This window comes from Candidatus Neptunochlamydia sp. REUL1 (assembly GCF_963457595.1).
In the GTDB taxonomy this organism is placed as follows: domain Bacteria; phylum Chlamydiota; class Chlamydiia; order Chlamydiales; family Simkaniaceae; genus Neptunichlamydia.
The window spans coordinates 249526-275070 of the sequence record NZ_OY735137.1 but is presented as its reverse complement, the minus strand read 5'-3'; the positions used below and the strand labels follow the sequence as shown (position 1 = coordinate 275070).

General features: G+C 42.6%; 24 protein-coding genes and 1 pseudogene. 6 read left to right on the top strand and 19 right to left on the bottom strand.

The window, feature by feature from the left end; genetic code table 11:
* Positions 1 to 146: 146 nt before the first annotated feature.
* From R2I63_RS01745 to R2I63_RS01720, 6 genes are read right to left on the bottom strand one after another with little or no spacing between them, the layout of a single operon-like run.
* Positions 147 to 1277, bottom strand: a complete 1131-nt coding sequence (locus tag R2I63_RS01745; protein WP_316358181.1) for a cysteine desulfurase family protein — start codon at positions 1275 to 1277, stop codon at positions 147 to 149.
* Complete coding sequence (locus tag R2I63_RS01740) at positions 1255 to 2028, bottom strand: Stp1/IreP family PP2C-type Ser/Thr phosphatase (protein ID WP_316358178.1); 774 nt, start codon at positions 2026 to 2028, stop codon at positions 1255 to 1257. Before R2I63_RS01740 ends, R2I63_RS01745 begins: the two co-directional genes overlap by 23 nt.
* Complete coding sequence (locus R2I63_RS01735) at positions 2025 to 3260, bottom strand: serpin family protein (protein ID WP_316358177.1); 1236 nt, start codon at positions 3258 to 3260, stop codon at positions 2025 to 2027. The genes R2I63_RS01740 and R2I63_RS01735 overlap by 4 nt, the downstream gene beginning before the upstream one ends.
* An 11-nt stretch (positions 3261 to 3271) precedes the next feature.
* Positions 3272 to 4120, bottom strand: a complete 849-nt coding sequence (locus R2I63_RS01730; protein WP_316358175.1) for a CPBP family intramembrane glutamic endopeptidase — start codon at positions 4118 to 4120, stop codon at positions 3272 to 3274.
* The gene (locus R2I63_RS01725) at positions 4117 to 4788 is read right to left on the bottom strand and encodes a CT253 family lipoprotein (protein ID WP_316358173.1); all 672 of its coding nucleotides are present in this window, start codon (positions 4786 to 4788) and stop codon (positions 4117 to 4119) included. The genes R2I63_RS01730 and R2I63_RS01725 overlap by 4 nt, the downstream gene beginning before the upstream one ends.
* 44 nt (positions 4789 to 4832) lie before the next feature.
* A complete protein-coding gene (locus R2I63_RS01720; RefSeq protein ID WP_316358171.1) occupies positions 4833 to 6650 on the bottom strand; it encodes a glycogen debranching protein in 1818 nt (605 codons plus the stop codon).
* A 189-nt stretch (positions 6651 to 6839) separates the two neighbouring features.
* Here R2I63_RS01720 and R2I63_RS01715 point away from each other — a divergent pair, with 189 nt between their 5' ends.
* Positions 6840 to 7388 (top strand): CesT family type III secretion system chaperone, encoded by a 549-nt coding sequence (locus R2I63_RS01715; protein ID WP_316358169.1) that lies wholly within the window; start codon positions 6840 to 6842, stop codon positions 7386 to 7388.
* Here R2I63_RS01715 and R2I63_RS01710 read toward each other — a convergent pair.
* Both R2I63_RS01710 and yidC read right to left on the bottom strand, forming a co-directional pair.
* On the bottom strand, positions 7385 to 8689 hold the full coding sequence (locus tag R2I63_RS01710; protein ID WP_316358167.1) for a DnaA ATPase domain-containing protein: 1305 nt from the start codon (positions 8687 to 8689) through the stop codon (positions 7385 to 7387). The genes R2I63_RS01715 and R2I63_RS01710 overlap by 4 nt on opposite strands.
* 13 nt (positions 8690 to 8702) lie before the next feature.
* Positions 8703 to 11126 carry a membrane protein insertase YidC gene (gene yidC / locus R2I63_RS01705; protein ID WP_316358164.1) on the bottom strand — a complete coding sequence of 808 codons (2424 nt, stop codon included), beginning with the start codon at positions 11124 to 11126 and terminating at the stop codon, positions 8703 to 8705.
* A 161-nt stretch (positions 11127 to 11287) separates the two neighbouring features.
* On the opposite strand from yidC, the gene R2I63_RS01700 reads away from it, so the two are divergent.
* Together R2I63_RS01700 and R2I63_RS01695 are read left to right on the top strand one after the other, a co-directional pair.
* Positions 11288 to 11455 (top strand): hypothetical protein, encoded by a 168-nt coding sequence (locus R2I63_RS01700; RefSeq protein ID WP_316358161.1) that lies wholly within the window; start codon positions 11288 to 11290, stop codon positions 11453 to 11455.
* 201 nt (positions 11456 to 11656) lie between these two features.
* Positions 11657 to 12964, top strand: a complete 1308-nt coding sequence (locus R2I63_RS01695; RefSeq protein WP_316358158.1) for a hypothetical protein — start codon at positions 11657 to 11659, stop codon at positions 12962 to 12964.
* Here R2I63_RS01695 and R2I63_RS01690 read toward each other — a convergent pair.
* Positions 12954 to 13720 (bottom strand): IS5 family transposase gene (locus R2I63_RS01690; RefSeq protein WP_316359794.1). Its coding sequence is split into 2 segments (ribosomal slippage): positions 12954 to 13345 and positions 13345 to 13720, totalling 768 coding nucleotides; the frame shifts between segments, so codons are not numbered across the junction. The two genes, R2I63_RS01695 and R2I63_RS01690, sit on opposite strands and share 11 nt — an antisense overlap.
* Before the next feature lie 168 nt (positions 13721 to 13888).
* Between R2I63_RS01690 and R2I63_RS01685 the strand changes: the two genes are divergently transcribed.
* A complete protein-coding gene (locus tag R2I63_RS01685; protein ID WP_316358155.1) occupies positions 13889 to 14299 on the top strand; it encodes a hypothetical protein in 411 nt (136 codons plus the stop codon).
* Between the two features lie 88 nt (positions 14300 to 14387).
* On the opposite strand, the gene R2I63_RS10555 is transcribed toward R2I63_RS01685, so the two are convergent.
* Together R2I63_RS10555 and R2I63_RS10550 are read right to left on the bottom strand one after the other, a co-directional pair.
* A complete protein-coding gene (locus R2I63_RS10555) occupies positions 14388 to 14618 on the bottom strand; it encodes a TPR end-of-group domain-containing protein (RefSeq protein WP_445083698.1) in 231 nt (76 codons plus the stop codon).
* 1139 nt (positions 14619 to 15757) lie between these two features.
* On the bottom strand, positions 15758 to 16435 hold the full coding sequence (locus tag R2I63_RS10550) for a tetratricopeptide repeat protein (RefSeq protein ID WP_445083652.1): 678 nt from the start codon (positions 16433 to 16435) through the stop codon (positions 15758 to 15760).
* A gap of 174 nt (positions 16436 to 16609) precedes the next feature.
* Here R2I63_RS10550 and R2I63_RS01675 point away from each other — a divergent pair, with 174 nt between their 5' ends.
* Both R2I63_RS01675 and R2I63_RS01670 read left to right on the top strand, forming a co-directional pair.
* Positions 16610 to 17002: an acyl-CoA thioesterase gene (locus R2I63_RS01675; protein WP_316358150.1), complete on the top strand. Its 393-nt coding sequence runs from the start codon at positions 16610 to 16612 to the stop codon at positions 17000 to 17002.
* A 7-nt stretch (positions 17003 to 17009) separates the two neighbouring features.
* On the top strand, positions 17010 to 17441 hold the full coding sequence (locus R2I63_RS01670; RefSeq protein WP_316358148.1) for a hypothetical protein: 432 nt from the start codon (positions 17010 to 17012) through the stop codon (positions 17439 to 17441).
* On the opposite strand, the gene menE is transcribed toward R2I63_RS01670, so the two are convergent.
* From menE to ubiE, 8 genes and pseudogenes are all read right to left on the bottom strand, one after another.
* A complete protein-coding gene (menE, locus tag R2I63_RS01665; RefSeq protein WP_316358146.1) occupies positions 17383 to 18705 on the bottom strand; it encodes an o-succinylbenzoate--CoA ligase in 1323 nt (440 codons plus the stop codon). The genes R2I63_RS01670 and menE overlap by 59 nt on opposite strands.
* Positions 18692 to 19510, bottom strand: coding sequence for a hypothetical protein (locus R2I63_RS01660; protein ID WP_316358144.1), 819 nt, complete (start codon positions 19508 to 19510; stop codon positions 18692 to 18694). Before R2I63_RS01660 ends, menE begins: the two co-directional genes overlap by 14 nt.
* A pseudogene (locus R2I63_RS10500) lies at positions 19507 to 20348 on the bottom strand (1,4-dihydroxy-2-naphthoate polyprenyltransferase). The gene R2I63_RS01660 and the pseudogene R2I63_RS10500 overlap by 4 nt, the downstream one beginning before the upstream one ends.
* Before the next feature lie 2 nt (positions 20349 to 20350).
* A complete protein-coding gene (menB, locus tag R2I63_RS01645; protein ID WP_316358140.1) occupies positions 20351 to 21187 on the bottom strand; it encodes a 1,4-dihydroxy-2-naphthoyl-CoA synthase in 837 nt (278 codons plus the stop codon).
* Positions 21184 to 21828, bottom strand: coding sequence for an alpha/beta fold hydrolase (locus R2I63_RS01640; RefSeq protein WP_316358138.1), 645 nt, complete (start codon positions 21826 to 21828; stop codon positions 21184 to 21186). The genes menB and R2I63_RS01640 overlap by 4 nt, the downstream gene beginning before the upstream one ends.
* Positions 21822 to 23561, bottom strand: coding sequence for a 2-succinyl-5-enolpyruvyl-6-hydroxy-3-cyclohexene-1-carboxylic-acid synthase (gene menD, locus R2I63_RS01635; protein WP_316358135.1), 1740 nt, complete (start codon positions 23559 to 23561; stop codon positions 21822 to 21824). Before menD ends, R2I63_RS01640 begins: the two co-directional genes overlap by 7 nt.
* The gene (locus R2I63_RS01630; RefSeq protein ID WP_316358134.1) at positions 23558 to 24823 is read right to left on the bottom strand and encodes an isochorismate synthase; all 1266 of its coding nucleotides are present in this window, start codon (positions 24821 to 24823) and stop codon (positions 23558 to 23560) included. Before R2I63_RS01630 ends, menD begins: the two co-directional genes overlap by 4 nt.
* Positions 24805 to 25539, bottom strand: coding sequence for a bifunctional demethylmenaquinone methyltransferase/2-methoxy-6-polyprenyl-1,4-benzoquinol methylase UbiE (ubiE, locus tag R2I63_RS01625; RefSeq protein WP_316358133.1), 735 nt, complete (start codon positions 25537 to 25539; stop codon positions 24805 to 24807). The genes R2I63_RS01630 and ubiE overlap by 19 nt, the downstream gene beginning before the upstream one ends.
* Between the last annotated feature and the right edge of the window lie 6 nt (positions 25540 to 25545).

The following is a 25545-nucleotide window of genomic DNA, read 5'->3' as shown; positions in this document are numbered from 1 at the left end:
TTCTTGGCTTTATCAACTGCTTGTTAAAAATCAGTGGTGTGAAAAAGGTAAAGAAGATCCCTATTTGTGCCAGACTTCTTAAACATTAAAAAACTTCCCCCTTATACCCATCGCTTAGATCCAATAAAATTATGATAAGTATTTTATTAGGAGAGTACTGCTGCGCGGATTTTGCCTGTAAGTGAGATAATCACTTTGGCAGCTTGCTTGATTTCATCACGAGTATTGAAGCGGGAAAATGAGAATCGAAGTGAGGAGGAGGCTCGCTCGCGGGAGTAGCCCATTTTGATAAGGACTCGAGAAGGTTCCAAAGCGCCAGAGGCACAGGCTGAAGCGTGAGAGGCGGCAATTTTGTGCATATCAAGTGCAATCAAAAGAGATTCTCCATCAACTCCAGGGAAGAATAGGTTAGAAGTATTAGAAACTCTGGGGCCCTCTCCATTGATTTCTACGTCTGGAATGGCGGAAAATATTTCTGATTCAAAGAGCTCACGAAGAGATATAAGGCTAGCCGCATTTTTATCTTCATCAATCAGAGTGAGTGCACGGGTCATGCCGACGATTCCTGGAAGATTTTCGGTTCCACTTCGAATTTTTTTTTCTTGGTTCCCTCCCGTAACAAGGGGAGAGAGTTGGAAACTTGAGTGCGCAAAAATGAAGCCTACTCCTTTCGGACCATGGAATTTATGAGCAGAAAAAGCAACCCCTGATACTCCAGAAGGAATAGTAAAAGGCTCTTTTCCGATGAGTGAGACGCCGTCGATAATGAGAGGAACCTTGGCCGATTGGGCAATGGCAGCCATTTTTTCAAGGTCGATTTTGACCCCTGTTTCACTATTGGAAGCTGTGAGAACAATGAGTTTTGTATTAGAGCGCAGAGCTTTTTGTAGGTCATCAGGATGTGGAGCTCCATAGGTATCGGCTGGAAGAAATGTGACGTCAGCACCCTTGGCTTGAAGATCGATCAGGGTACTATACACACACGAGTGATCGATAGGAGATCCGATAATGTGGGCTTTGGAATCGTCTAATGCGCCCCGTATGAGAAGATTCATTCCCTCTGTTCCTCCTGAAGTAAAGAAAACTTCACTAGCTTTCAAACCTAAAAAAGAAGCAATCTGAGAGCGGCAGTTAGAGAGGACCTTCTTCCCTTCCTGGCCAAAATGGTGAATGCTCGAAGGGTTTCGAGGGGGAGCAGCAAGTTCTTCGATCATCGCATCAATGACTAGAGGATCGATTTGCGTTGTGGCATTATTATCGAGGTAAATTCTCTTCATCTGTTTTCACAATTACCACAGTTACGTTGTCAAGCCCCCCTTGTTCCTTAGCTCTTTCAACAAGCTGCGTAGTTGCACTCTTAATATCTTTGCTATTTTTCAAAACCTTTGTGATTTCCTCATCCGAGACCTGATCGGTGAGACCGTCACTGCACATCAAGTATATATCATGAGGGTTTACTGGGGCAATATGGATTTCTGCTTCCACATCCATTTGAGTTCCAATCGCTCGGGTTAAAATATTTTTATAGGGAAGGGTTTGAGATTTTTCTTTTGACACTTGTCCTTTTTCAATCATTTGGTTTGTGAGGGAGTGGTCAAGGGTCAGTTGATCAAGAAGTCCTTCTCGAAAGCGGTAGATACGACTATCTCCTACGTGACCATAAATGAGCGAATGTTCGTGAAAAAGAAGGGTGCATAGGGTGGTTCCCATCCCTGAATAATCTTTTTTCTTTTTGCCTAGGTGATGAACCCAGCTATTAGCATTTTCAATGCAAAGCTTATTAAAAGAAGAGAGATCGAAAATATTCCACTCCCGCTCTGCAGAAACAAAGAGCTCTTCAATTGAAGCACAGACAAATCGGACAGCCTCTTTTGCTGCAATTTCCCCGGCATTGTGCCCACCCATTCCGTCGGCAAGGGCAAAAAAACCATATTCATGGAGATTAAGAAAGACATCTTCGTTATTTGTGCGGACATGGCCGACGTCTGTAAGTCCATAACAAGATAGTGGAAAGGCATAGCGATTCATGATGATTTCCTTCCTGTTGTTTTGATGATCCCCGTTTGAGATGGGTCTTGACACTCTCCAAGAAAGAGGAGGAGTTTAGTATCAAAGTCATAAACGGCATACAGGAAGGGGCGGTTGGCAATAAATTCAGCTGCATCATCCTTTCTAGATGATTTTAAGCTAAAGGATGAACTCGTTGCTGCTGTTGCGAAAATTCCTCCTTCATCTATTGATAGGACACTTTGCTGAAAGGCGTTACTAATCATTAAATTTTTTGTCCCATCGATTCCAGAAAAGTTAGCTTTAGGTGAGAGGGCATCATTAATGCCTAGCGATCGATATAGAGGAATTAAATTCAGTTTTTGTGAAACAATAAACTTTGGGATTGAGATGTTGACATAGGCTTTTTTAAGGTGCTGAAGGTAGGAGATAAAGCCTTCAGGTTTTTTCTCATCTTGAGAGTAATAAAAATTATAGAGATCATCAGGTTTTTTTTTCGGAAGGAAGATGACAAAGGCAAGGTGTGAATTGAGATTTTCAATCGGAAGGGCTACAATTTGCGAATCATTATTTTCAAAGTAGTAAAGTTCGGAAGATTGACGCATCATTTTGCAAGAGACAGAAGTTCCGTCTTTTCTCAGGAATGGCTGCTGCCCTGTATTTTGAGTGGGAAAGGGGGATTCCCATGAGCTTTTTAACATGAGGCTATTAATGAGAATCATTCGAGTCGAGCTAGAGAGGGTAGATGGACTAATGAAATTTGAAATCTTTCCATCCGATTTCTCGTAGACCCACTCGTTCATATTTTTCGCAGCAATTAGGGGCTTACGAAAGTTGACGCTATGGATGGATCCATCGAATTCTTTTGAAATAAGCGACTTATAAGATTCCAGTACATTAGATTTCTCATCGATCCACATGGTTGCACCAATCTGGATCTTATCTCCACCCCCAGTCAGATGATTGGCTAGCGATAAATAAGCGGCAGAGACTTCCTTTTGTGGCATGGTTAAGTGAAGGCCTGTTGCAATCTGGTGAGCGGTATTTCCTTTAGCTCCCATGTAGGTCATTAAGAGAGAAGTACTGATTCCCAGGGGGGACATCACGGTATTCTGAGATTTGTCCATAATATAGTAGAGGAACATTCCAGTTTGATTAATGCTTTCTGCCAGCTCTTCATTAACAGCAAAGGCTCGAAAGGGTGTTCCTAAAGTAATAAGGGTTAGAAAAAGATTTTGCAGCAAAGTGCGCATACCACATTCCACTAGTTTGAAATCAAAAGTATACGGATAACACTTATTGAATTGAATGTCATGTGTAAAGCGATTGGAGCAAAAAGAGAACGTTGCCTTTCATAGAGGAATCCTAAAAATAAAGCTAAGCAAAAGAGGGAAGATAAGAGGGCAATATTACTCACTCCCTGGTCGGGGGAAAAATGAAACAGTGAAAAGATAAGAGCTGCAAAAATCGTTGCTTTAACCATCGAAAGTTTTTTGCGAAGGTAGGTATATAGAAACCCTCTAAATACAAGTTCCTCGATAATCGGAGCAGCAACTAATATTGCAAAGAGAGCAATTGGCAAAAGAACAGGGGACTCTTTTGCCATCTTTAGGTAACGGACAGCAATCTGGTCAAGTGGAGATAATCCTGTTATAACAAAAGTGATAAGCTCCATAAGTTGACTCACCGCACCAACAATAGGAAATGCAATAAGCCATGTTAAGATTCCTAGACCAAAATCCTCAAGAATACAAGAGAATCGGCTCCGACTTGGGTGAATCCACATTGCATGAAGAGTAGTTTTTCCTTGCACAAGAGAAAGGAAAAAAAGATAAGCTATCACCCATGCAAGGGAAATGACTTGAAGAAGGGGCATAAGCAAGGCTGGGGAGTGATCAGCAAGAGCTTGTAAGTGTTTTCCCATCATACGTACGCTAGATGGGGCAATGATAAAAAAAAGGAAGAGGTACCCGATAATTCCAACGATTGGATACCTAAGGTCTGCTGGAGTTCTTGGCAATACTTTGACACGAAAAAAGTGGAGACGTGTTGCCACCCACAAAAAAATGGCTCCAACTATTCCTAGAAAGAGCCCTGATGTTAGGTGATTCATTGGCTCTTAGAGAGGAGGATATAATCCTCGACTCGCTTGATCACTTCCTTGCTAAACTGCATATGAGCAAGCCCCATAGGAGAGACAATAAATGTCATTTTTTTCCATTTTTCAGGATTTGGTTCATTGAGTTTTGAAGGTTTAGGAATCAAGTGATCCTGATGGACAAATTCTTGCAAAATGACTTCGGGATGGGAGCCTCGCAAATCAAACACACGAATTCGCATGGATAATGAAAGTTCAGACGAGGGAGTAATCTTATCAACAAAACTTCCCTTAAGGGGCTTTGAATGAATATCATGTTCAACAAGCTCTGCAAAAATTACAAATTCATGACGATCAAAAGCATCTTTAATCCAGTCAATATTTGTACTAAAGGGATTATCTTCAGCACTCAAGTTAGCAACAACCTGATTAATTTCATCAGGAGTGTTAAGGTAAAAGCTGTTTTGTTTTTGGAGACGCCCACGAAGCTGATCAGTAAACTCGTCTGAGAGACTCCAACCTACTTGAGCGTCTGAGCGATCAAAAACTGGGATAAAAGCAACAACGGGTTTGGCACGTCCATCATCATGGAAGCGAGTCACTTGATCATAATTATTATTCGAAGAACACCCAAAAAGGGTAAGGCAGAGGGCGGAAATAAGTCCAAACCGTTTTAACATCATAAGAGCTCCATTGGTGTAAAAAAATGAGGATAACCGATGGAGGTTTATGTGGCAATGAACAGAACACTGCTAAAAGGATAAAGGGTATATTCATGAGAGTGATCTCCCTCTTCTCCGTGCGTGTCAATAATCCGTTTCCATACGCCCTCAGGAAGAGACCACGTCAGAGGTTCATTGGAGGGATTGAAAGCTACTAATATGGAACGATTGATTATGAGAGCAAGAAAGGGAAGGTCCAGCCACTCTGTTGTTTCTATTTTTTTAAGATGAGACTTGCGAAACGCAATGAGTTTAGAAAGGAACTTCTGAATTCCAGTGCATTTCCATTGAAAGTAATTCAAGGCATTATCTTGACACCAAGTATTGTTATTTCCTAGTTTAGAGTGCCCATATTCATCCCCCATAAGGAGCATCGGAATTCCCTGAGAAATCATCAAAATTAGAAAGAAATTCTTCATTTGCTGCGTTCTTAAAGAAAGGATTTCAGGTGCATCTACAGGACCTTCAGCGCCGCAATTCCAGGAGATGTTGTGATTAGAACCGTCTTGGTTTCTCTCTTCATTTTCCTCGTTATGTTTTTCATTATATGAAACAAGGTCATGAAGGGTAAAGCCATCATGGATAGTGACAAAATTGTAACTCTTTGAGGGTGTGTCATAAATATCAGGAGAGCCGAGGATCCTTTTTTTTATGTTATCAAGATTTCCGTCTCCTCTGATAAAGTGTCGGACATCGTCGCGATACTTGTCGTTCCAGTCTCCGAAACGGTAGGAGGGGAACTTTCCAACTTGGTAAAGACCTGCAGCATCCCAAGGCTCGGCGATAAGTTTTGTGGGTCCTAATATTGAATCTCGGTTGATCATTTCAAGGACTGGTGGGTACTCTAGCGGTTTTCCATCCTGTCCACGTGTGAGAATTGGAGCCAAATCAAAACGGAAGCCGTCAATGTGATATTCAGTGACAAAATGACGAAGAGAATCAACGATAAGCCGGGCTGCTGCTGGATGATTGCAGTTGAATGTGTTTCCACATCCAGAATAGTTATGGTATCCATTCTCATCGGCTATGTAGTATGAAGCATTGTCAATGCCTCGAAACGAGTAATAATATTCTCGAAATGAACCTTCATTGGTATGGTTATAGACCACATCCATAATCACTTCAATTTCTGCATGGTGGAGTGCCCTAACTAAGGTTTTTAGGTCTTCTTGAGAGCCGTAGGGGCGCATGGGAGTAAAAAAATTTGCTGTAGAGTAACCCCAATAGTTTAGGAGTTTTTCTCCTGTTCCTGGTTTTGTTTTTTGATTTTCATCTTCGTTAAAGGTGTGAATGGGGAGGAGCTCTACAGTGTTAATTCCAAGGTCCTTTAGGTAGGGGATTTTTTCTATAATACCTAAAAAGGTTCCAGGCTTTTCAACGCCGCTACTAGGATCCTGAGTAAAGCCTCGCACATGTAGTTCATATAGGATCATTTCATCATGAGGGATCATGGGGCGAGAGTCTCCCTGCCAATCAAATGCTTCTTGGGGAGTGATTACTGCTCGAGGAGTTTTTTTTCGGTCATTCCAAGCAGGTGATTGGTTCAGGAGCGTTGCATAAGGGTCAATAAGATCCATCTCCTTATTGAAAAGATGCCCCTCCTCGGGTTTGTAGGGCCCATCGCATCGATAGGTATATTCATAAGTTTTGGGAAGGTTTTCGAGAGTAATCTCCCAGATGTCTCCCTTTCTATTCAAATCAACTACATGAAATGGATCATTTCTTTCCAGTTCATAAAGACACAAACAGACCTGTGTTGCATGCTTTGAATAGAGTGCAAAGGTGGTCTCTTTGCCTGATTTTGTTACTCCCAGAGCTGTCATATCCCCCTTTTAGCTAGATGTAAGATTTTTGACCAGAAAGGTAAAAGACTATTGCATTTCTATGCTGCAGACACTATCATGAAGCCATAGAGTTGTTCTTTGTATGAATTTTTTATTGCACTTTTTATCCGAGCCTGAAAAACTCTCTTCAAAGAACTATTATAAGAATTTATTAAGGAGGAGACATTAATGTCACTGCAAAACGCTGAGGCGAATCTCAATGAGTTTGGGAAAGAGCTAAACTTAGAAGGGCTAGCCTTTGATGAAAATCACACCTGTATTCTGGGGATCGATAACACATTTTCGCTTCACCTTACCTATGAGCCGAATTCTGATCGTCTCTATCTCTACTCTCCGATTCTGGACGGTCTTCCAAAGGATGATGCTTCCAGGTTGAAACTTTATGAAGCTCTTCTTGAGGGTTCGATGCTTGGTGGCCAGATGGCTGGCGGTGGTGTCGGCGTAGCCGTTAAGGAAGAATTGATTTTGATGCACTGCGTTCTTGAGATGGGGTCTGGAGCTGATGTTTCGTCTCTCCGAAGATTTGCTCCTCTTTTTGTGGAGTCTGTCGAAAAATGGCGTGAAAGAGCTAAAAATATCCTTGAAGGACGCGATCCAGGTGCAACAGGTATTCCTGGAGGTGGCCCGATGGCTCCTGGTGGCCAGCTGCAGCCTCCTTCTGGAGGAAAGAAGGATGGCGACGATCCTAAACCAGGCGATCGTTTTATTAAGATCTAAGAGAGCGTTCGCTTTATATCTGAAAGAGGAAGGAGAAATCCTTCCTCTTTTTTTTCGATTCCAGCCTTTACCCGTTTTACACTTGTCATGACTGTTGAGTGATCTCGAGAAAAGAGGCGCCCAATCTTCAAAAAGGGCATATTCAGGTGTTTTCGGCAGAGATACATAGCAATCTGTCTAGGAAGAGCTTGTTCTTTTGTCTGTCCTTTTCCCAGGATGTCTTCTATTTTGATTCCAAAGGCATTGGCGACGATCTTTAGAATTTTCTCAGGGGAGAGGAATGTTTCACTTTCCTTTTCTACTAGGTCTTTGAGGTGATGTTTGGCAATTTCTAGGTCTGGTGGGGTGGTTGCGTGAGGGAGCCGGAGTGCTAGAGCTTCTAGCGCTTGAATAAGTGAGTGGAGGTTTTTGAATGAATGCAGGAGAAACTCGACCAAAGAAGGGTTCATCGGAAGAGTAAGCGCATGGGCTCGCTTTTCTAAAATTTCTTTTTTTACAACTTCGCTTGGATGTGTGACAGAGAGAGTAATTCCCCACTCGAAGCGGCTTATTAGCCGCTCTTCTATTTCCTCTAGAAGACGGGGAGGGACATTCGATCCTAGAATAATTTGAAAACCCGTCGTATGGAGGCGATTAAATGTGTGGAATAATTCCTCCTGTGTTGCAACTTTCCGTGAAAAAAGCTGCACATCATCAATAATAAGAACTTCAATATCACGGTAGGTATTTCGGAATTCTTGAAGGGAGGCCGAACGAAAAGCACGAATAACATGTTCTGTGAAGGTATCAGCACGGACATAACAACATTTTTTCCCCATCTCATGAAAAGATTGAGCTGCAGCCATTAGGAGGTGAGATTTACCACTCCCTTTTGGTCCATAAATATAAACTGGGTTGTAATTTCCAAAAGCAAGCTTCCCACTAAGGAGCTCTTTGATGATCTTGTATGCAAGATTCTCTTCAGATGAGGGGATAAAATTGTCAAACGTTGCATGAGGTTCAAGAGAATTAGGTGCGAAAGGGTCGTCTTTCTCTTGTATATCACATTCTTTCACATCATAGGGCTTTCCCCCAATTGAAAAATGAACCTTAATGGGTCTTCCACTTCCCATTAAAAACTTATGGGGAAGTAGGGGAGAAACATACTCCTTAAACCAATTAATCTGGAAGGAATCTGCAGCGTCTAGAAAAATATTTCCGGCGTCAAATTTTACCACTTTGAGCGTACGGAGCCATTTGTCAACCGTCTCTGTTCCTAGCTCTCTATTGAGCTGCTTTAGGAGATTGCTCCACTGATTCATTTACCTAAGCGCATTATTTTTTTTTTGGCTTCACAAGAATTTCTCTCGAATTTTTACTGGGCTTTAGCTTTCTTTGAGACATGTACCATTGCTGCACAATCTGAAGTACCATTGAAGAAAGCCAGTAAAGATTCAATCCAGAGGGGAACTTATAGAAAAGGAGGGGGAAAATGAAGGTCATGATCATTCCCATCTTTTGTTGCTGCTGCTGCTGGTCTGAAAGCTGCCCTTTTTTCTTATTTTGAGATTGTCCCAGTTTTTGCTGGAAGAACATGACTACCCCAAGAAGAATCGGGAGTGCATGCAGAGAGGTTCCGATGAAGGGAATAGGATATCCCCATGAAAATACCACATCAGGAGCTGTTAGATTGTCGATCCATCCAGGGATAAAACTTGCTCCTCTAAGAGGGAAAACAGACTTTAGGAGGTCGAACATTCCAAATAGGAACGGCATCTGGATGATGAGCGGAAGACATCCTCCAAGAGGATTGATCTTATGCTCCTTGTAGAAAGCCATCATCTCCATTTGAGCTTGCTTTGGATCTTTCGCTTTCTTCTGCTTTTCCTTCATTTTTTCGAGTTTTGGTCCAAGCTCTTGCATTTTCAGTGTTGACTTGATCGACCAAGCGTTTAATGGATACATCATGATTCTAAGGACGACAGTCAATAAGATAATCGAGAATCCCCATGACCCAGTAGCTGAGTAAAAGAAGCTCATAATGAAGTAGAGAAATTTTGCAAAGGGCTCAGAAATAAAGGAAAACCACCCATGAAAGCTACGCGTTTGGGTATAGTTAGGGTTATATCCTGTAACAGGATTTGTGTAGGTGTTGTCGACTTTTTCCAAGACCTGTTTCTCAATTGGACCGGCATAAAGGCGGAAATTCATCGGTTGCGATGAGCGCCTGAGAGGAATGTGCACCTCATAGCCTGGATATTTACTTGCAGGATAGAGGTCATGAACTGAATCGATAACCACGATTCTCGACGGATCCATGTTTCCAGGGACATTATTGGCTTGAAAACCTACTCCCACCTCTGTTAGAGGATCCATAATCAATGTGAAATAGCCATTAGAATTTGCCACCCAGTCAGGTTGAAATGAGCTCATTGTTGTTGAAGTTTTTGGAAGCGATAGCTTCTCTACAACAGGTTTGTTATTTCGAACAGTACTGTATTTAATAATTGGAGCAGGGCTTCCGGAAATCAGCTCGACCTCTGGGACTCCTGATCCAACCCAAAGACCTCTAGAATCTCCCTCGACCTTAACAGAGACGTTTAGACAATAAGGAGCATCGTTGCCTTCTTCAGGGAAGGTGTAGGTCTTAATAATGCGTCTGTTTGGAAAGTTTGCTTCGAACTGAATCATTTTATCATCAAAACGGAGGAGCTTGTAAAATGTCTGGGAGGTTTCAGGATCTTCAGAAATTGTATTAAATGCATAGTACTGTGGGGGAAGCGAATGAGGAGGATATCCACTGTCTTTTTCAATTCCTCTTCGAAGTAGGGGGTAATAGCCGCCTAGAACAGGATTTTTTACAATCGTTTGACCTGAAGAGTCCACGACATGATACGAATGATTAGGGAACATTCCATTGCTGGGGTAACTTTTGTCAATAGTGCGATCAAAACCTATTGGCAATACGATGCTTTCGCTATCGTTTTCGCTTTTGAAAGGAAGGTTGATTTCAGCAATCGCTCCCCCTAAATTGGAGAAGACGATTTGCATTGTATCGTTTTCTAAGACAAAATACTCTTGCTTTCTAAGGTCCTCTTCAGAAAACGCTTCCATTCGATAGTTGACCAGATCAGCAAAGTGCTCAAGTTTTGAAAGCGGAGAGAAAGAGCCGGAGCGTTTTTCGTAAGTTCCAACAGGTAAATAGGTCCCTTCTAAATGATAAAGGACGATTCCATTTGCTTGAGGAAGATAGGAAGGAAAAAATAGTTGACCCTCGTCATATTCTCCTAGGATAACCAAAGGGCTTAGGTCATCAGATATCGAAACCACCTGAACATCATGCATTCCCATCTGAGGGAGGTATGTTGAATCGATTTCAGGTGTTCCTCCTGTGCTGTAGAGAGCAAAGTGGTCATCGGTTTTAACCAAGCGAGCTGCTTTTCCATTTACATAGAGAACTTCAGCCCATTTTCCTGCCCAGGAGGTTGAAAGATATGACCCATTGCCACAAGCGACAACCCAAGTCAATGGCTGCTTTTCGTTGATATCGGTAAAGGCTTGAAAAAGAGGAAGATCTTTGGCAGAGGCTGTTCTTTCTTTGACATTGATTTCATGATCAACTTTTTTCTCCTCAGTCACTATCTGCTGCTTTTGCTGGTATGCATCGTATTCTTCTTGCTTCTTGGAAGTAAAATATTGATTCACAAAGAATAAGATCACTGACATTGAGATGACAAAGAGGAGGAAACGTTTATTCATAACGGGGCAAACCTTGATTTTTGGTAAACGCCAATCATATCAAAAAAAAGAAAATTAATAAAGCTCAATACGCGACATGCATCAAAAATAGGTTTTTTAGAAATTGGCGCATGATGCGGGAGTTCTTGATCATAAAGTGAGTCATAATTTAAATTTGCGTTATGAAAGTTTTATCGCGCCTTCTTTTAACGCTGTGTATTCCATCTTTTCTATTAAGTCCCATCCCATCTTTAGCATTTTCAACTTATCAAGAAGCTCCTGTTTTCAAAGATGTCATGGGGGAAGTGATTGAAATTCCAAGAGATGAACTCGGTCGGGTAAATCCATAGGAGCTCCTTTGCGCTGCAAACTTATCCATTGATCGATACTTCCAGTTTATAGAGCTTGTGGAAAACAAAACATTTTTGGAGTCTCTGACAAAAGAAGAATTTGATACTGTTGTTGATTTTGTCACTAGAATGATCCAAGCTAGTGCTCCGGATAGCAGGCCAGACCTTTAACAGGGATATGAGTATGAAATAGATGAACTTATGGAAGACCTTTATGGAGAAAGTAGACTGAGTTTTTCTCTTAACTCTAATTTTGATTTTGAGATAAACCCAGCTATGTGCATTAAAAACCCCGAATTTGTTCTGTGCAAAGGGTGGCTTAAAAGAAAGGCAGATCATTTTGGTCATTGGTGTAGTAAACATAAAAAGCCACTGATTATTGGTACGGTTATTGTGGGAGTTGTCGTAGTAACTGTTGCGACCGGAGGGATTGGAGGAAGTTCGGCAGTGGCTGTTGGAGGTGCATTGGTTGGGGCAAACCTAGATGATGAGAGTCCTAATTATATTAACAAGCCAGGCGACGTTTCTGTAGATAGTAGAGAGTATTTTCCGCCATCATCCGGTTTTTCTATGGAAGGTGCTGCTTCTAAAAATAATCTGCCCTCTTTTACTGAGGAGCTACATCAAGTTCCTTCAGTGGAGTTGCAAAGAGAGCAAGCACAAAACTATATTATGCTTCTTGATGAACAAGTAGACTCTGTAAAGGTAGAGCTATTCGAGCAGATTCCAACTGAAGCTTTAAATATCATGCCGCAAGAAGAGCCTTCATTCTGGAACCAAGCAATAGAAAAAGGGAGGGAGATGACCTCTCAATTTGCGCATGGAGTCTATGCTCTTGTTACAGATCAGTTGTGTCCAGTAGCAGAGATTGAAGGAGTTGCTAACGATTTGTTAGAAAATATTTCTCCTGCTCTACACGGTAACTCTCCGTTTGAAGAAAACCCTAAGGGGGCTTTTCAAAAGCAAGTCACACAGGGGCATCAAAAAATTGATGAGGTTTTTCAAACGCATTATGCCGATTTATATTCTGATGAAGCTAGGGGAGCTGAGGCTGAAATCACAACCGGAATCTTGCCCTTCCCAGGTAGTGCTATAGGAAAGACCGCAGCACCCCATCTACTTGCTGAACAAGAGATGAGTCATATTCTCAAAGAAGTGAATCAGATAAAAACGACTTATCCTCATTTGAAAACTGATAACGTTATCAGTGGTGTATGTAATAGAGGTAACTTAAATGAAGTGCAAATAAGGCAAGTATTAAAACGGACAGGTTTTAACCCTCCTGCAAGGCCCAAGGGAATTCCAGAGAATTTTACTGTGAAGGCTTCTGAAAGTGGAGGCGGTATTAAGTATCGGTTGGAAGTTCCTAAAAGAGATGGGACGATGTATCCTAAAGTAGAAGTTCGTGTTGTGGAAGGAAATCCAAATAGCCCAAATTTTGGTCAGCAAGGCCCTTATGTGAGGCACAGCGTGAATGGAAAGTTTCTAGATAGTGTCGTCATGAGATAGAAGCCCAAAGAGCGATACAACGAATTTGCACTGCAGCTATGAATGAAGCTGTGTTTTTGGCATATCGAGTGGCTATTCCACGCCATCGTTTTAGGTGGAGAAAAGCATTTTCTACAAGGTGTCGAAGCTTATATAGTTCTTTATCAAATTCTCTCCATTTTTTGCGATTTGACCTCAGAGGAATGACTGGATTTATCCCCTGACTCTCGGCTTGCAATATAATTGCGTCACTATCATAAGCTTTATCGGCGAGCAAATGCTCTGCTGAAATACCTTGGATCAAGAAACTTGCTTGAGTGCTGTCATGAGTGGTACCTTGCGTAACAACAATTCGGACTGGCATACCATGCGCATCCACGGCCAAGTGTATTTTTGTGTTAAGCCCCCTTTTGTCCGACTCATGTCTTGATTACCGCCTTTAGCTCCCGATGCATGAGGGTGCACTTTAATATGGCTCGCATCTATCATGAGCCATTCATAGTCAGGATCTTCCACTAAACATTCAAGCAACGCTTCCCAAATTCTAGCATCCCGCCAACGACAAAAGCGACGGTGAGTGTTTTTCCAATCTCCATAATCAGGTGGTAAGTCTCTCCAAGGAGAGCCTGTTCGAAGAATCCAGAAAACAGCGTTAATGAACAGACGGTTATCTTTTGCTACGGCGCCCCAACCCCCTTTTCGACCTGGCAGGTGAGGAGCTAACAATTCCCAGACTTTATCTGAAATATCGTGGCGACGATGCGATGCTTTTCCCATAGAAAATTCCTTTGTTGCATTGGTATAAGACAGCAAAGTATATCAAATTCAAAATTTCTTGACGACACTATCTAGATAAATACGGGAACATCGTACACAAAAATAAATCTGAAGCGCATATCCCTTTTGACGAGTATAGCTTTGAAAAAATATCCGAGGTAATGCCTTATGAATAAACTGTCCTTTAAATACGACGGAGACCCTGAATTTCAGGGATATTATGAAACATTTATGGAATGTTTAATAGACGTATCGGATGAAAAAAACCAAATAAAAGAATGGAAAATAGGGGATCACGATCTATCGATCGTTTTTACTTTCGACGAGATATACCAAACTTTTATCGATTTTTGCAGTACAATCATCATTCTTTATAAGGACGTAGGCTTTTCAGAAGAACAACTCCATATGATCAAGAAGTTGTATGATATGTTTGAGAATTACGATAGTACAACAGGGGAAAGAGATCAGAACAACAATGCAATAGGAAAAACGGATGCACAGATAGCAGACGATCCAAAATGGCATGTAGTTCGAGATTATGCTAAACAGGTTTATAAAGAGTTAGCTAAGGGGTAAAATTGGAAAATCAACTTACCTATTTAGAAGTCTTTAAGTCGATGTAAGTTTTTTTTGAAAACACCTGTACGCCTGCGTATGAAGATTCTTATTCTTGTGGGTGCGGTTGTAAATCGTTGATGAATTGAGTAAAGGCTTCGGTTTCTCTGAGGTTTTCAAGCCATTCATCTTCGATGAGGTCCTCAAGAAAGGGGAGGGCGTCGAAGGTTTTTGCTTTTTGTAAAAAGCGGAAAGAGTTCTTGAGATCCCCTATCAGAGAATAGAGGCAAGCAAGGGCATAGTAAGCATGAACATTTCCAAGCTTAGCGGCTTGGATCATTTTGTATTCAGCCTCGCGGAAGTACTGATCTGATTCAACGTCATTTTCAAGAAGGTCACCAAGGTTAATGAGGGTTAATGCCCAGTCAAGGATCACCTGGTCGTTTTCTTTTTCTTTTTGATGTGCAATTCGATAATGGTGGATCGCTCGCATGAAGATATCTGGTTCGTTAACAAGCTCTGCATAATGACTATAGGTGAGAGCTAGACGGTAATGAATGCGAGGGAATTCTGGACGGAGTATCAAGATATGGTTGAGAATATCAAGGGCTTTAACGTAGTGGCTATCGCTCTCGATAAATCCTGCAAGTTGGTCGAGGGCAGATGCGTAGTAGCACATCCAATCGGGATGGATGTAGGCAGCATTTTTCTGCAAGGCAATGGCCCTTTCAAAGTGAGAAACAGCAAGTTCTATTGTGGATTGGTCATGGATTAGCTCACCATATTTGAGGAGACACATTGCATAATGACTGTGAATTGTACTAGTTTTCTTTAATCCCATGGCTCTTTCAAAAAAATGCAGAGAGCGTTCATAGCTTTTTTCATCATTGTCTAAAAGGGATGAATCGAAGCTATTTTGGGCGATCGCAGCCCACAAGCGATCATGGGATCGGTCAAGGCTTAGTCCTTCTTGAAAGGTTTCTATAGCTTGGTAGTGATAGTCAATGTCTTTATAATATCTACCAAGAGCGGAGTAACACATTCCATGAGCATAAAAAACTTCTGGATCATCAAGCTTTTCTATAAGAGGCTCAATCTTGTTGAGTGCTTCATGGATATATTCCAACCGTTCAGTGACGTTGCCAAGCTGGGCTAAAGCACAGGTCCAAGTTGTTACTATATAAGGGTTTTTCTTTCCATATCGGTGGGCGCGGCTGCATTTTTCAATAGCTGCGCGGAGCTTTTTTTCGTCATTGAAAGCGGTTCCTGACTCAAGCAGCAAGTGGGCCCATTCAAGCCAAATTGCACTGTTTTTCCCGGAGAGTTGAACGGCTGTAGAGAAGCATTCATTTGATTGGGAGAAATGGTCTTCATCATGAGAGTCACTGTAGAGAGCTTTAAGGGCTTTTCCAAGCATGAACCACCCATCTGGCAAGGATATAGAAATCGAAACAGCATTTTTATAGGCGTTGATTGACTTCACATAGAAACGATAGTCATTTGTTTTTGTCCCCATAAGCATGGTGACATTTCCAAAGCTAATCCAGAATTCAGAAGGAAGGTCTTCTTGGTAAGTCGTTGCTCTTTCGTAAGCTTTGATCGCGTAGTGAAGGTCGGTGATCTCTTCTGACTTTTGTGTGCGAGCTTTCCCCAAATATCCCCAAAATCCCAAAAAAGATCAGCGAGAACATCGGATGGCTGTCCATCAGAGAGAGAAATCGCTTTCTCATATTTCTTCAGAGCATTCGCAAAATAGCTGGGTTCTTTTTTGCGGTTCCCAAGAAAAAAGAGAGTATTTCCCCATAAATGCCAGGCTTCAAAACAAGTAGGATTAAGGGTTGTTGCTCTTTTAAAGCGTTTGCTGGCAAGAGTGAGACCCTCTTCGTTTCCGTCATGACTTCCAAACTCAAAAAGAGATAGTCCCTGTTTTAAAAATAGTTCACTATTCGAGGGGTCTAGCTTTGCAGCCATATCAAAGTAGGCAAGGCCTCCTTTATCTCCATGAAGGAGGCGAAATTCTCCCTTTTGAAATAGAGCTGTCGTGAGCGCAGAATAATCCTTATTTTTGAGATCTTCGATAGGGGCTCCAAGGTTTTCTTTTTCTTGGAGCGGAAGCTCAAAGCTAGAGGTTTCTTTAATATGCTCGGTCTTTGCCATATATGCCTAATTTGAAGGATGTCGAAAGGGTAATTATAGGAGAGGGGGCTATTTTCGACAATGGGGCGATTCGTTAAAAAATAGATTTCAACCCTATCCGCATGATCCGAATTTTAATTGATCACCTCAACATAAAGGGTTTAAAAAAAGTTGTTCTTAACGTAAAATTTAACCATGTTTATTTATCATCGTACCGTACGTGTTCAGGATACCGATGCAACTGGGGTTCTCTACTTTGCAAATCAGTTTCAGATAGCGCTTGAAGCGTTTGAAGAATTCCTACTAACCCAAGGGTTTTCATTTGGAGAGATGATTCGTAAAAATCAATTTTTACTTCCAATTGTCCATACTGAAGGGGATTTTTTTGCCCCACTTACTATTGGAGATCAAGTAGAAGTTCATCTCTCTTTTTCAAAGATTGGGACAACTTCTATCACCCATTCGTCAGAATTATTTAAACAAGGCCGCAGCGTGGGAACAACATCAATTATCCACGTTGTCTACTGCCCCAATAAGGGAGAGGCAATCCCAGTCCCGCAAGAATTAAAAACACTAATAACATCATAGGTGGAATATGGATGTAATTCATAAAGCGGGGTATTCTAACCCCACATTAACAGGACGAAGAATGCTTTACTGCTGTGCTTCAGTGACGCTTGCTGCATTTCTAGCAAAAATATTGATTCCATCATCGGATTTAAAAACCCACTTTGCATTTGGCGGCTCGGCTGGAACTGTTGCAACTCTGGCATGGGAGAACAAACACCCTGAAGAGTGGAGTAAAACCGGCAGTAAAAAGAGACAGAAGCTAAAAATTAATACATTATGTGCGCTATTCATGACGATTTCTCTAATATCTGGGAAGCTTTCAACGAGAGTATTTGCAGAAGGAATTTCTTACAAAGGAATGGTGGGAAGGGGATTCTATTTTTTTACTTGCAGCAGCGCTATTGCTTATGCGTCCGATTCCTACCAGAGGCATCAAGAAAGGATACGGGGACTTTAAATTTTGGAAGGAATGAGCTGAGGTAACTTATAAGCTCTTCCTCTTTTATAGACTTTTCACTTTCAATATATGCGGTGGGGCGGAATCCAAACTCTTCGTCAGGGGTGGGGACGACTTGTGCATGGGTAATTCCGTCTATGCTGTTAAGAAGTTTCTCAATTTCCTCAGGTTGGATATTTTCCCCTCCGCTAATAAAGAGGCGATCTTTTCTCCCTGTCACCTGAAGTCCTGAGATTGGGGAATAGATACCCAAGTCAGAGGTTGCAAAATATCCTTCCTTGTTTAAGGGAAGAAAGAGAGAACCGTCTTCTTGAAGATATCCTTGAAAAAGAGTTTTTCCTTTTACCCAAATTTCTCCCAGGTTCGATATTCTCATCTCTCGGTAGGGAAGGGGGTGGCCTAAAGAAAATGGGCCTTCTCCAAAGTGGGTAGCTATTTGGGAACTCATTTCTGTCATTCCATAAGTGGGGTGAACAGAGAGTCCTCTAGCTAATGCTTTATAATAAAGCGAGGGGGAAATCGTAGCCCCTCCAAGAAGAACATGGCGGTATTTCGGTAGGGACTCTTTTTTGAGCAGGCGGTAGAGTTGCGTTGGTACCATTGAAGTGTGTGTGATACCCTCTACCTCTTCGGACAGAGCAACACCTCCACCAGCCATAAAGGTTCGAAATAGCAGAGCGATTCCTGCAATATGGTAAAGAGGAAGAGAAAGCTGGTATAAGTCCCCTTTTTCGATCGGAAGATAAGCGTTAGATCCGAGGGCACTATAATAGTGGTTTCCAAGAGAGTGACAGGCAATTTTGGGTTTCGAGGTGGTTCCAGAAGTAAAGAGGTGGGTTGAGAGAGCGTCCTTATTTAGGAAGGACTGTCCTCCTTTTTTCCCTTTCACTGCTAGCTTAGAAAAGGAGATTTTAATTTGTTTGAGTTTGGGGAGTTCCTCCTGGTCGGGATAGAGTATAAAGGGGGCACGAAGCTCATCAAGTTGCTTAGAGAGGGTTTCTAGAGGGTAATGGGTATTCATTGGACATGCAATGGCTCCAACTCTAAATAGAGCAAAAAAGAGGAGAGGAGTTGGGAAAGCTTTAGTTGGAATCAAAGCAACAGGGTCTCCAGGCTTAACTCCCTCTTTCTTCAATACCGAAGCGCAACCCTCGATGAAAATTTCGCAGTCGAGGTAACTCCATTTTTTCTCATGAGAAACAAGAGCCCATTCTTTGGGAGATTTTCTGGCATGAAGCGAGAAAGGACATTCAAACACATTCATCTAGGATGACCTGAACCTTATCCATTTTTAAGCTCCATGTTCTTGGAAAATAGAGCTGACCATTTTTTATGAGGGGCTCCTCTTCAAAGAGAGATTCTTCGAAAAGGTGGCATGTTCCCAGCCCCATCGGTTTTAATGGAATCTTCAACCGAAAGGCAAGCTTTGCGATTTGGTAGATCCCTATTTCACTCTCATAACTGCTGCTTAAAATAAAATCGACCCCTTTTACCATTTTTGGAAGAGGATACCCATATAAAGTGGGTTTGATGACATGCTGTTTTACGTTTGGATAAGAAGAGGTCTCGCCTTGTCTTAGCGATTCGTCCAAGGCTACTGGATGAGGAAATAGTGCGTGGTTCTCACCTTTTTTAAGAGGTTCCTCAAAGTAATCGAGGTTTGGAAAGTGACCTGCTAGGGTAAGGGCATCCTCTAGAGGCCACTTCTGATTCATATCAACTCCAACCGCCTCTAATTTTTCGATCTTTTGCATTGCATCAGCTAAAGAAAGATGACCTATTTTTACTTTGTCTTGGTTGAGCTGACGTACAGGAATCGACTCAACTTGTATTGGATCCATTAGGTCGAGCATAGCTGCTGCACGTCCCCACTGGACGGAGGGATAGCTGGAGTCATTTCCTTCAATTAGATCTTCTAATGCTTCTTCAAGGGTTTCCTTGCTAAATCCTGGCAGTGGCGCAACTTCTCCCCATCCGACTTGCCCCTTTTCTGATTCAAGGCGGATCAAAATTCCAGAGCGTAGCTTTCCTTGAAACGGGCGGGAATAATGGTAAAGGGTTCGTTTCAAAGTAGCCATCCCACGCAAAAAAAGAACGTATATATTGTCTGAATGCGGCCCACTTTTGGAAATAGAGGGGCCATTGTCTCGGCCCTCTCTGCTTTAAAAACACTTCCAATTAAAGGTGTTCCTAGGGCAAGGGTTGCAATTGAAGGAAGGTAGTTCTGTTGAAAGAGAGGAATCAAAGCCGCGCCAGTCAAGCAGAGAGCAAACTCCCATTTCCCAAAACTTAGTCCGAAGCGGACGGGGAGGGTTTTCTTTCCTACCTTTTGGTCTTGCTCGCGATCTCGCAGATTATTTATTGCTAAAATTGCTGTGGATAGAAGGCCTGGGGGAAAACCCGCTAAAATAGCCACAGGAGTCACCACTCCTGTTTGTAGATAGGTGACTCCAGCAACAGCTACCGGGCCAAAAAGACTAGAACAAATAGATCGCCAAGACCTAAGTAACCTAGCGGATAGGGGCCTCCAGTATAGAGGTATCCTAAGAGAATAGCCATTAGAGATAAGACTCCGATCTGCCAGCCACCTATCCACATCAAATAGAGGCCAACAAACCCTGCTACTCCGAATACGGCAAAGGTTACTGTGCGCATCTTTTCTGGAGATACGAGTCCTGCTTGCACCAGTCGACGCGGTCCTTTTCGTTCTTTGGTGTCGGCACCCTTTAAAAAGTCAATATAGTCATTGGCAAAATTGGTTCCAATCTGCACTGCAAGGGAAAAAACAACACAGGCAAGAAAAATCCCCCAGTGGAGGCCCCCTGATTTGAAAGCAATCACACTCCCAATCAAAACAGGAGACAAAGAGGCAATAAGCGTTTTCGGGCGCGCTCCCTCTATCCACATCTTCATGGGCGCTTAGGGAATTTTGAAAAGTCTGGCTTTCTCTTTTCTAAGAAGGCGGTGTGTCCTTCTTGAGCCTCTTCAGACATGTAGTAGAGGAGCGTTGCATTTCCAGCGAGTTCCTGTAGTCCTATTTCTCCATCACAATCGGCGTTTAGTCCAGACTTTAAACAACGCAGCGCTAAGGGAGAGTGCTCGAGCATTTTTTCGCACCATTCAATCGTTTTTTTCTCGAGATCTTCTAGAGGGACAACAGTGTTTACGAGTCCCATTTCCAAGGCTTCTTCGGCATTATATTGCTTGCAGAGATACCAAATTTCCCGTGCCTTCTTCTGCCCAACGATCCGAGCTAAGTAACTTGCCCCGAGCCCCCCGTCAAATGACCCTACCTTTGGGCCTGTCTGACCAAAAATTGCATTGTCTGCTGCAACCGTAAGATCGCACACTACATGAAGGACATGACCTCCTCCAATAGCATAGCCTGCAACCATGGCTACAACTGGTTTTGGACATGTGCGGATTTGTCTTTGAAAATCGAGAACATTCAAACGGTGAACTCCTTCTCCATCGTTGTATCCTGCTTCTCCTCGTATCGATTGATCCCCACCTGAACAGAATGCCTTTTCTCCTGCGCCTGTCAAAATAATCACACCAATTTCCTGGTCATTCCGAGCATTTTCTAAAGCATTGCCCATTTCTTGAACGGTTAGTGGGCGAAATGCGTTGTGAATCCAAGGGCGATTGATCGTAATTTTTGCGATCCCCCCCATTTTGTGAAATAAAATGTCGGTATATTCTTCAGCAACTTGCCAGTTTTTTCGTGTTTCAGCAGCAGTGTTCATAATGCCTCCATAATGTATTCAGCACACTTTTTTGGGTTTTCTAAATGGACGGCATGCCCACTGCTCGGGATCCACGCCACGGGAAATTGCTTCTGCAATCTCTTTCCAATTAAGCGATATTTTATATCATTTTCTCCAAATAAAAACATCAAGGGGCATGAAAAACTCTCTAGCTCTGGCCATAAATTAGGAAGGCGAGCAGGGCTGAATTTTCGGAGGACATTCGCAAGCATTAGTGGATCATGACGTCTTCTTTCTCGATTAATATGAAGGCCTGTAAATAGAGACTGCGAATACCATTGATCTACAAATCGATCCATTCCCTCATCTTCTAAAAGTCGAGCCCATTTTTCATCTTGTTGAAGGCGCTTTTCTCCTTCTTCTCCAGGATTTGCTGACAGGAGGATTAGCTTATTCACTCGATATGGATATTTTTTTGCATAGTGCATCGCAAGGCGTCCTCCCATCGAATATCCCACGAGAGTGACACCATCTCCAATTTCATCTTCAAAATCATTAAGATTCAGGGAACGTCCCTTGTGCCCAGGTAGTATTAGGCAACGGTAGGGTGCATTTAGATGCTCAGTGATACCTTCCCAGTCCTCCTTTACTCCTAAGAAACCATGGAGAAAGGTTAACATGAAGCGGCCGGGGTCAACCGAGAAGGAATTTCCTGTAGGTTCGAAAGGAGATCCTTGTGGATCGCAAGGTTTTGCCCCTGAAGCGTATTAACTTCGATAATAAGAGGGCCAGGTTTGCTTAAAAGCCCAGCTAGGTCATCTGCTGTCTGAGGGTTTTTATAGGGGAGATCAAACAGTAGAGCGGCATGTTTTAAAAGATGATTTTGAGGAGTGGTAAACAACTCCTTTTCTTCCCCAATCGGAAGAAAATTAAAAATATCTCCGCCATTGTTATTTATGATAATGAGTTTTATTGGGAGATCCTTGAGTTGGGCAAGCGAGTTAAGGTCGTGCAGGAAAGCAAGGTCTCCCACAAACGCAATCACAGGCTTTCCGGTTCCACGAGCAACTCCAGCAACCGTGGCAATATTTCCATCGATTCCTGAGAGTCCTCGGTTTCCAAAAATGGGTCCGACAGGTCCTGCTGGTGCAAAAAAAGCATCGCCATTTCTGACGTTCATACTATTAGAAAAGAAGAGAGCTGCTCTTGAGGGAATATTGTCTTTGAGAGAGTGAAAAAGAAGGGGTTCAGAAAAATCATTATGTTCGACGAAATAGCTTTTGACTCCTTTTTTTGTAAGTTGATTGAGTTCTTTCCATGTCTCAAACCACTTCGAGGGGGAACGTCCGGAAAAATATGGAGGGAAGTTATCGAGAAAGTGGTTAAGGTCTGAAGAGACTCTGTGAGTCACTGAGTGGATGGGATCCTTTCTTTCACCATGGGGAGAGACGTGGCAGTGAATTTTTGGTTTTCCCGATGCGATCCAATCGATTAACTTGCTGGAAACAAAACGATCCCCAAGTTGCAAAATTGCCTCTGGAGCATAATCTTCGTGGGCACCAATGGCTTTTAGGAGCAAATCGTAATGAGGGATCACACCATATCCACCTCCGGAGCTGCGAACAGATGAGAAAATATCAGGAAAAATAGGCCATTGCAACGCGCGTGACAAACTATAAATTTGTTCTACCTCTTCAAAATGGGTGCTTCCACTGACGATAATCAACCCTTTTTCATACTCAGAAAGCTCATCGGCAATACGCTCTAAAGTGGCTTCATCAAGCACTGTTTTCCCCATGGAGAGAGTTGTTTCAGCTGAATGGACAGAGCGACTTGAAAGATGCAATGAAACAGGAGTGGAATCTTCAAGGTCAAGGAAGGGTTTACGGAACATACAGTTGAGATGAACCGGTCCCTGGGGGCCACTTAGAGCGTGGCTCATTGCTTGAGCAATCGTTGTTCCAACATAACTTTGAGGGATTTTGCTGTCAGGACAGGGAAGGTCTCCTTGCCATTTAACAAAGTTTGAAAAAATTTTCACCTGGTCGGTTGTTTGGTTAGCTCCACAGTCACGGAGTTCTGGAGGACGATCAGCGGACAAAACTATGAGGGGGACATGGTCATGATGGGCCTCCATGATAGCAGGAAGGAGGTTTCCAACAGCCGTTCCAGATGTTACAATCAAAGCGACAGGTTGTCTGCTCCCTTTGGCATAGCCAAGAGCGTGATAAGCCATTCCTCTCTCATCATAGTGAACAAAGGTTTCAGAAAGGGGGTGGCTATCTGCAGCAATAGTTAAGGATGTTGATCGGGCACCAGGGCTGATGCAAAAAGATCGGATCCCATGGTGAATGAGCTCTTTGATGATGAGGCGAGTCCAGAGTTCATTAAGAGTTCCTGTATCCGTTCTCATAAAATCCCCATATATTGAGATATTTTATGCTCAAGTTCATCCCACTCCCTTGAAGGGTTCGATCCATTAACCAGTCCGGTTCCAGCAAAAAGGCGGATGGCGTCTTCTTCGACGAGTGCTGAGCGAATCGCAACAAGGTGATGCGATTGGTTAGGTGAGATATAGCCGATGGGAGCGGCATACCACCCCCGATCAAAGGCTTCTCTCTTTCCAATTTCTGTGAAGGCTATTTCTTTAGGAAATCCACCGACCGCTGGAGTGGGGTGCAATGCGTTTATTAGTGATTCATCTGAAAACCCCTCTTTTAAAGCACCCTCAATGTGGTGGTGGAGGTGTTGAACATTAGGTGTTTGCAATACTTTGCAGCTATCAATCTGCAAAGATTGACAAAGAGGTGATAGAGTCGAAACAATTGTGTCTCGTACGACTTGCAATTCATGTCTTTCTTTAGGACAATTTAATAGAGCATCTTCTAACTTAGCATTCTCTTCAGGACTCTTGCCTCGGGCACGGGTTCCTGCAATTGCAGCACTTTCAATTCGATTATCCATTCTGCGGTAGAGGGTTTCAGGAGAATTCCCAATAAACGTTTGATCTTTTGAAAATTGGAAGGCAAAACGATTCTTTCCTTGAAGCATCTTCAAAATCGAGTATGCAGAAGGTTTTTCTGCAGTCTCAATTTTTGTACATCTTGCAAGGACAACCTTTAAAGAGTCTCCTTGACGGATTCCCTTTAAAATTTCACTGACTTCTCGCTCCCATACAGAATAGGAAGGGGAGTCAAAACGGGATCCGAGCTTGAGAGAGTTAAGCAGTGAAGCTTCAGGTTCTATAGAAAAATTGAGGGTTTCAGCGAGGCGATTGATACAAAGATAGGTTCCCGTGTCTCGTTTTTCTATTTGAATTAAGGGGAGAAAGTAAGCACACTCTGGAAATTCCTTCCAAGTTTTTCTTTTCCGTTTCATAAAGTCTCTCCCACCAAAAAATTGAGGCGCAGATTCACCATTGAAGTGGTGAATATGACTGATTTTCATCGCGCTTCCAACCCCTGCGACAATCCCATCATGAGGGGTTTCAAAATAGACTTTTGGATAGAGAGTTTGCGCTTCAAGCCATGCAAAAAGATCATTGACCGGAAAGGGGATTTCAAGGCGCATATGAGGGATGGTTTTTCCATTCAGAGTAAATGGCTCCGGGCGAAAGGGGGTGTTTAATAAAGATTTAAGGATTTCAGAAGAAGAGGTTACAAGTCGTTGCCGCACGGAAGTTTTTCTCCAACGTATAGGGTTGCAATTCCAAAAGTTAAGGGATAGGCTTTAACACGATAGAATCCTGCCTTTTTGATTTTGTCACAAAAAGCTTCTCCGTAAGGAAAGGATTCAACGGTATTGTTCAGGTAGCGGTAGGCTTTGCGGTTTCTGGAAATCCATCCAGCAAAGTTAGGGAGTACATGACGCAAATAAAAGAGATGAAGTCCTCGAATAACTCGATTCCTAGGGAGTGAAAACTCCAAGATCATCACGCGGCCACAAGGGGTTAGGACGCGGAAACATTCCTCTAAGCATTTATCGACATCTGTGACGTTACGAATGCCGAATGACATTGTGACACACTCAACCGTCTCATCTAATAGGTTGATTGCTGTGGCGTCCCCTTCCATCAAGGTGATCTGATGTGCATAGGGTTTGTCAATAATCTTTCGCTGCCCTCTTCGAATCATCTCTAAAGACATGTCAAGCCCTAGTGCAGAGTTAACCTGCTTAGCCTTTTTAACAATAGTGATCAGCTGATCGCCTGTACCCGTTGCTAAATCAAGAAGGCGGACATCATCTCCTTTAGGTAAGTGGTGGATTAACTGTCGACGCCAATACTTATCGATTCCAAACGAAAGTAGATGATTAACCAAATCATATTTCGGTGAGATTTGATCGAACATCTTCCAAACTTCTTCTCTAGATTCTTCAGCTACTTGATTCACAAAAAC

Bases quoted from the DNA above. Each gene is read 5' to 3' on its own strand.
- R2I63_RS01715 (WP_316358169.1), top strand. From the start codon at position 6,840: ATGTCACTGCAAAACGCTGAGGCGAATCTCAATGAGTTTGGGAAAGAG.
- R2I63_RS01710 (WP_316358167.1), bottom strand. From the start codon at position 8,689: ATGAATCAGTGGAGCAATCTCCTAAAGCAGCTCAATAGAGAGCTAGGA.
- R2I63_RS01745 (WP_316358181.1), bottom strand. From the start codon at position 1,277: ATGAAGAGAATTTACCTCGATAATAATGCCACAACGCAAATCGATCCT.
- menE (WP_316358146.1), bottom strand. From the start codon at position 18,705: ATGAATGTGTTTGAATGTCCTTTCTCGCTTCATGCCAGAAAATCTCCC.
- menD (WP_316358135.1), bottom strand. From the start codon at position 23,561: ATGAGAACGGATACAGGAACTCTTAATGAACTCTGGACTCGCCTCATC.
- R2I63_RS01670 (WP_316358148.1), top strand. From the start codon at position 17,010: ATGGATGTAATTCATAAAGCGGGGTATTCTAACCCCACATTAACAGGA.
- R2I63_RS01725 (WP_316358173.1), bottom strand. From the start codon at position 4,788: ATGATGTTAAAACGGTTTGGACTTATTTCCGCCCTCTGCCTTACCCTT.
- R2I63_RS01640 (WP_316358138.1), bottom strand. From the start codon at position 21,828: ATGTTAACCTTTCTCCATGGTTTCTTAGGAGTAAAGGAGGACTGGGAA.
- R2I63_RS01740 (WP_316358178.1), bottom strand. From the start codon at position 2,028: ATGAATCGCTATGCCTTTCCACTATCTTGTTATGGACTTACAGACGTC.
- R2I63_RS01720 (WP_316358171.1), bottom strand. From the start codon at position 6,650: ATGACAGCTCTGGGAGTAACAAAATCAGGCAAAGAGACCACCTTTGCA.
- R2I63_RS01700 (WP_316358161.1), top strand. From the start codon at position 11,288: ATGAAAGTTTTATCGCGCCTTCTTTTAACGCTGTGTATTCCATCTTTT.
- R2I63_RS10555 (WP_445083698.1), bottom strand. From the start codon at position 14,618: ATGATCCAAGCCGCTAAGCTTGGAAATGTTCATGCTTACTATGCCCTT.
- R2I63_RS01695 (WP_316358158.1), top strand. From the start codon at position 11,657: ATGGAAGACCTTTATGGAGAAAGTAGACTGAGTTTTTCTCTTAACTCT.
- R2I63_RS01730 (WP_316358175.1), bottom strand. From the start codon at position 4,120: ATGAATCACCTAACATCAGGGCTCTTTCTAGGAATAGTTGGAGCCATT.
- R2I63_RS01675 (WP_316358150.1), top strand. From the start codon at position 16,610: ATGTTTATTTATCATCGTACCGTACGTGTTCAGGATACCGATGCAACT.
- R2I63_RS01685 (WP_316358155.1), top strand. From the start codon at position 13,889: ATGAATAAACTGTCCTTTAAATACGACGGAGACCCTGAATTTCAGGGA.
- R2I63_RS10550 (WP_445083652.1), bottom strand. From the start codon at position 16,435: ATGGCAAAGACCGAGCATATTAAAGAAACCTCTAGCTTTGAGCTTCCG.
- R2I63_RS01735 (WP_316358177.1), bottom strand. From the start codon at position 3,260: ATGCGCACTTTGCTGCAAAATCTTTTTCTAACCCTTATTACTTTAGGA.
- yidC (WP_316358164.1), bottom strand. From the start codon at position 11,126: ATGAATAAACGTTTCCTCCTCTTTGTCATCTCAATGTCAGTGATCTTA.
- menB (WP_316358140.1), bottom strand. From the start codon at position 21,187: ATGAACACTGCTGCTGAAACACGAAAAAACTGGCAAGTTGCTGAAGAA.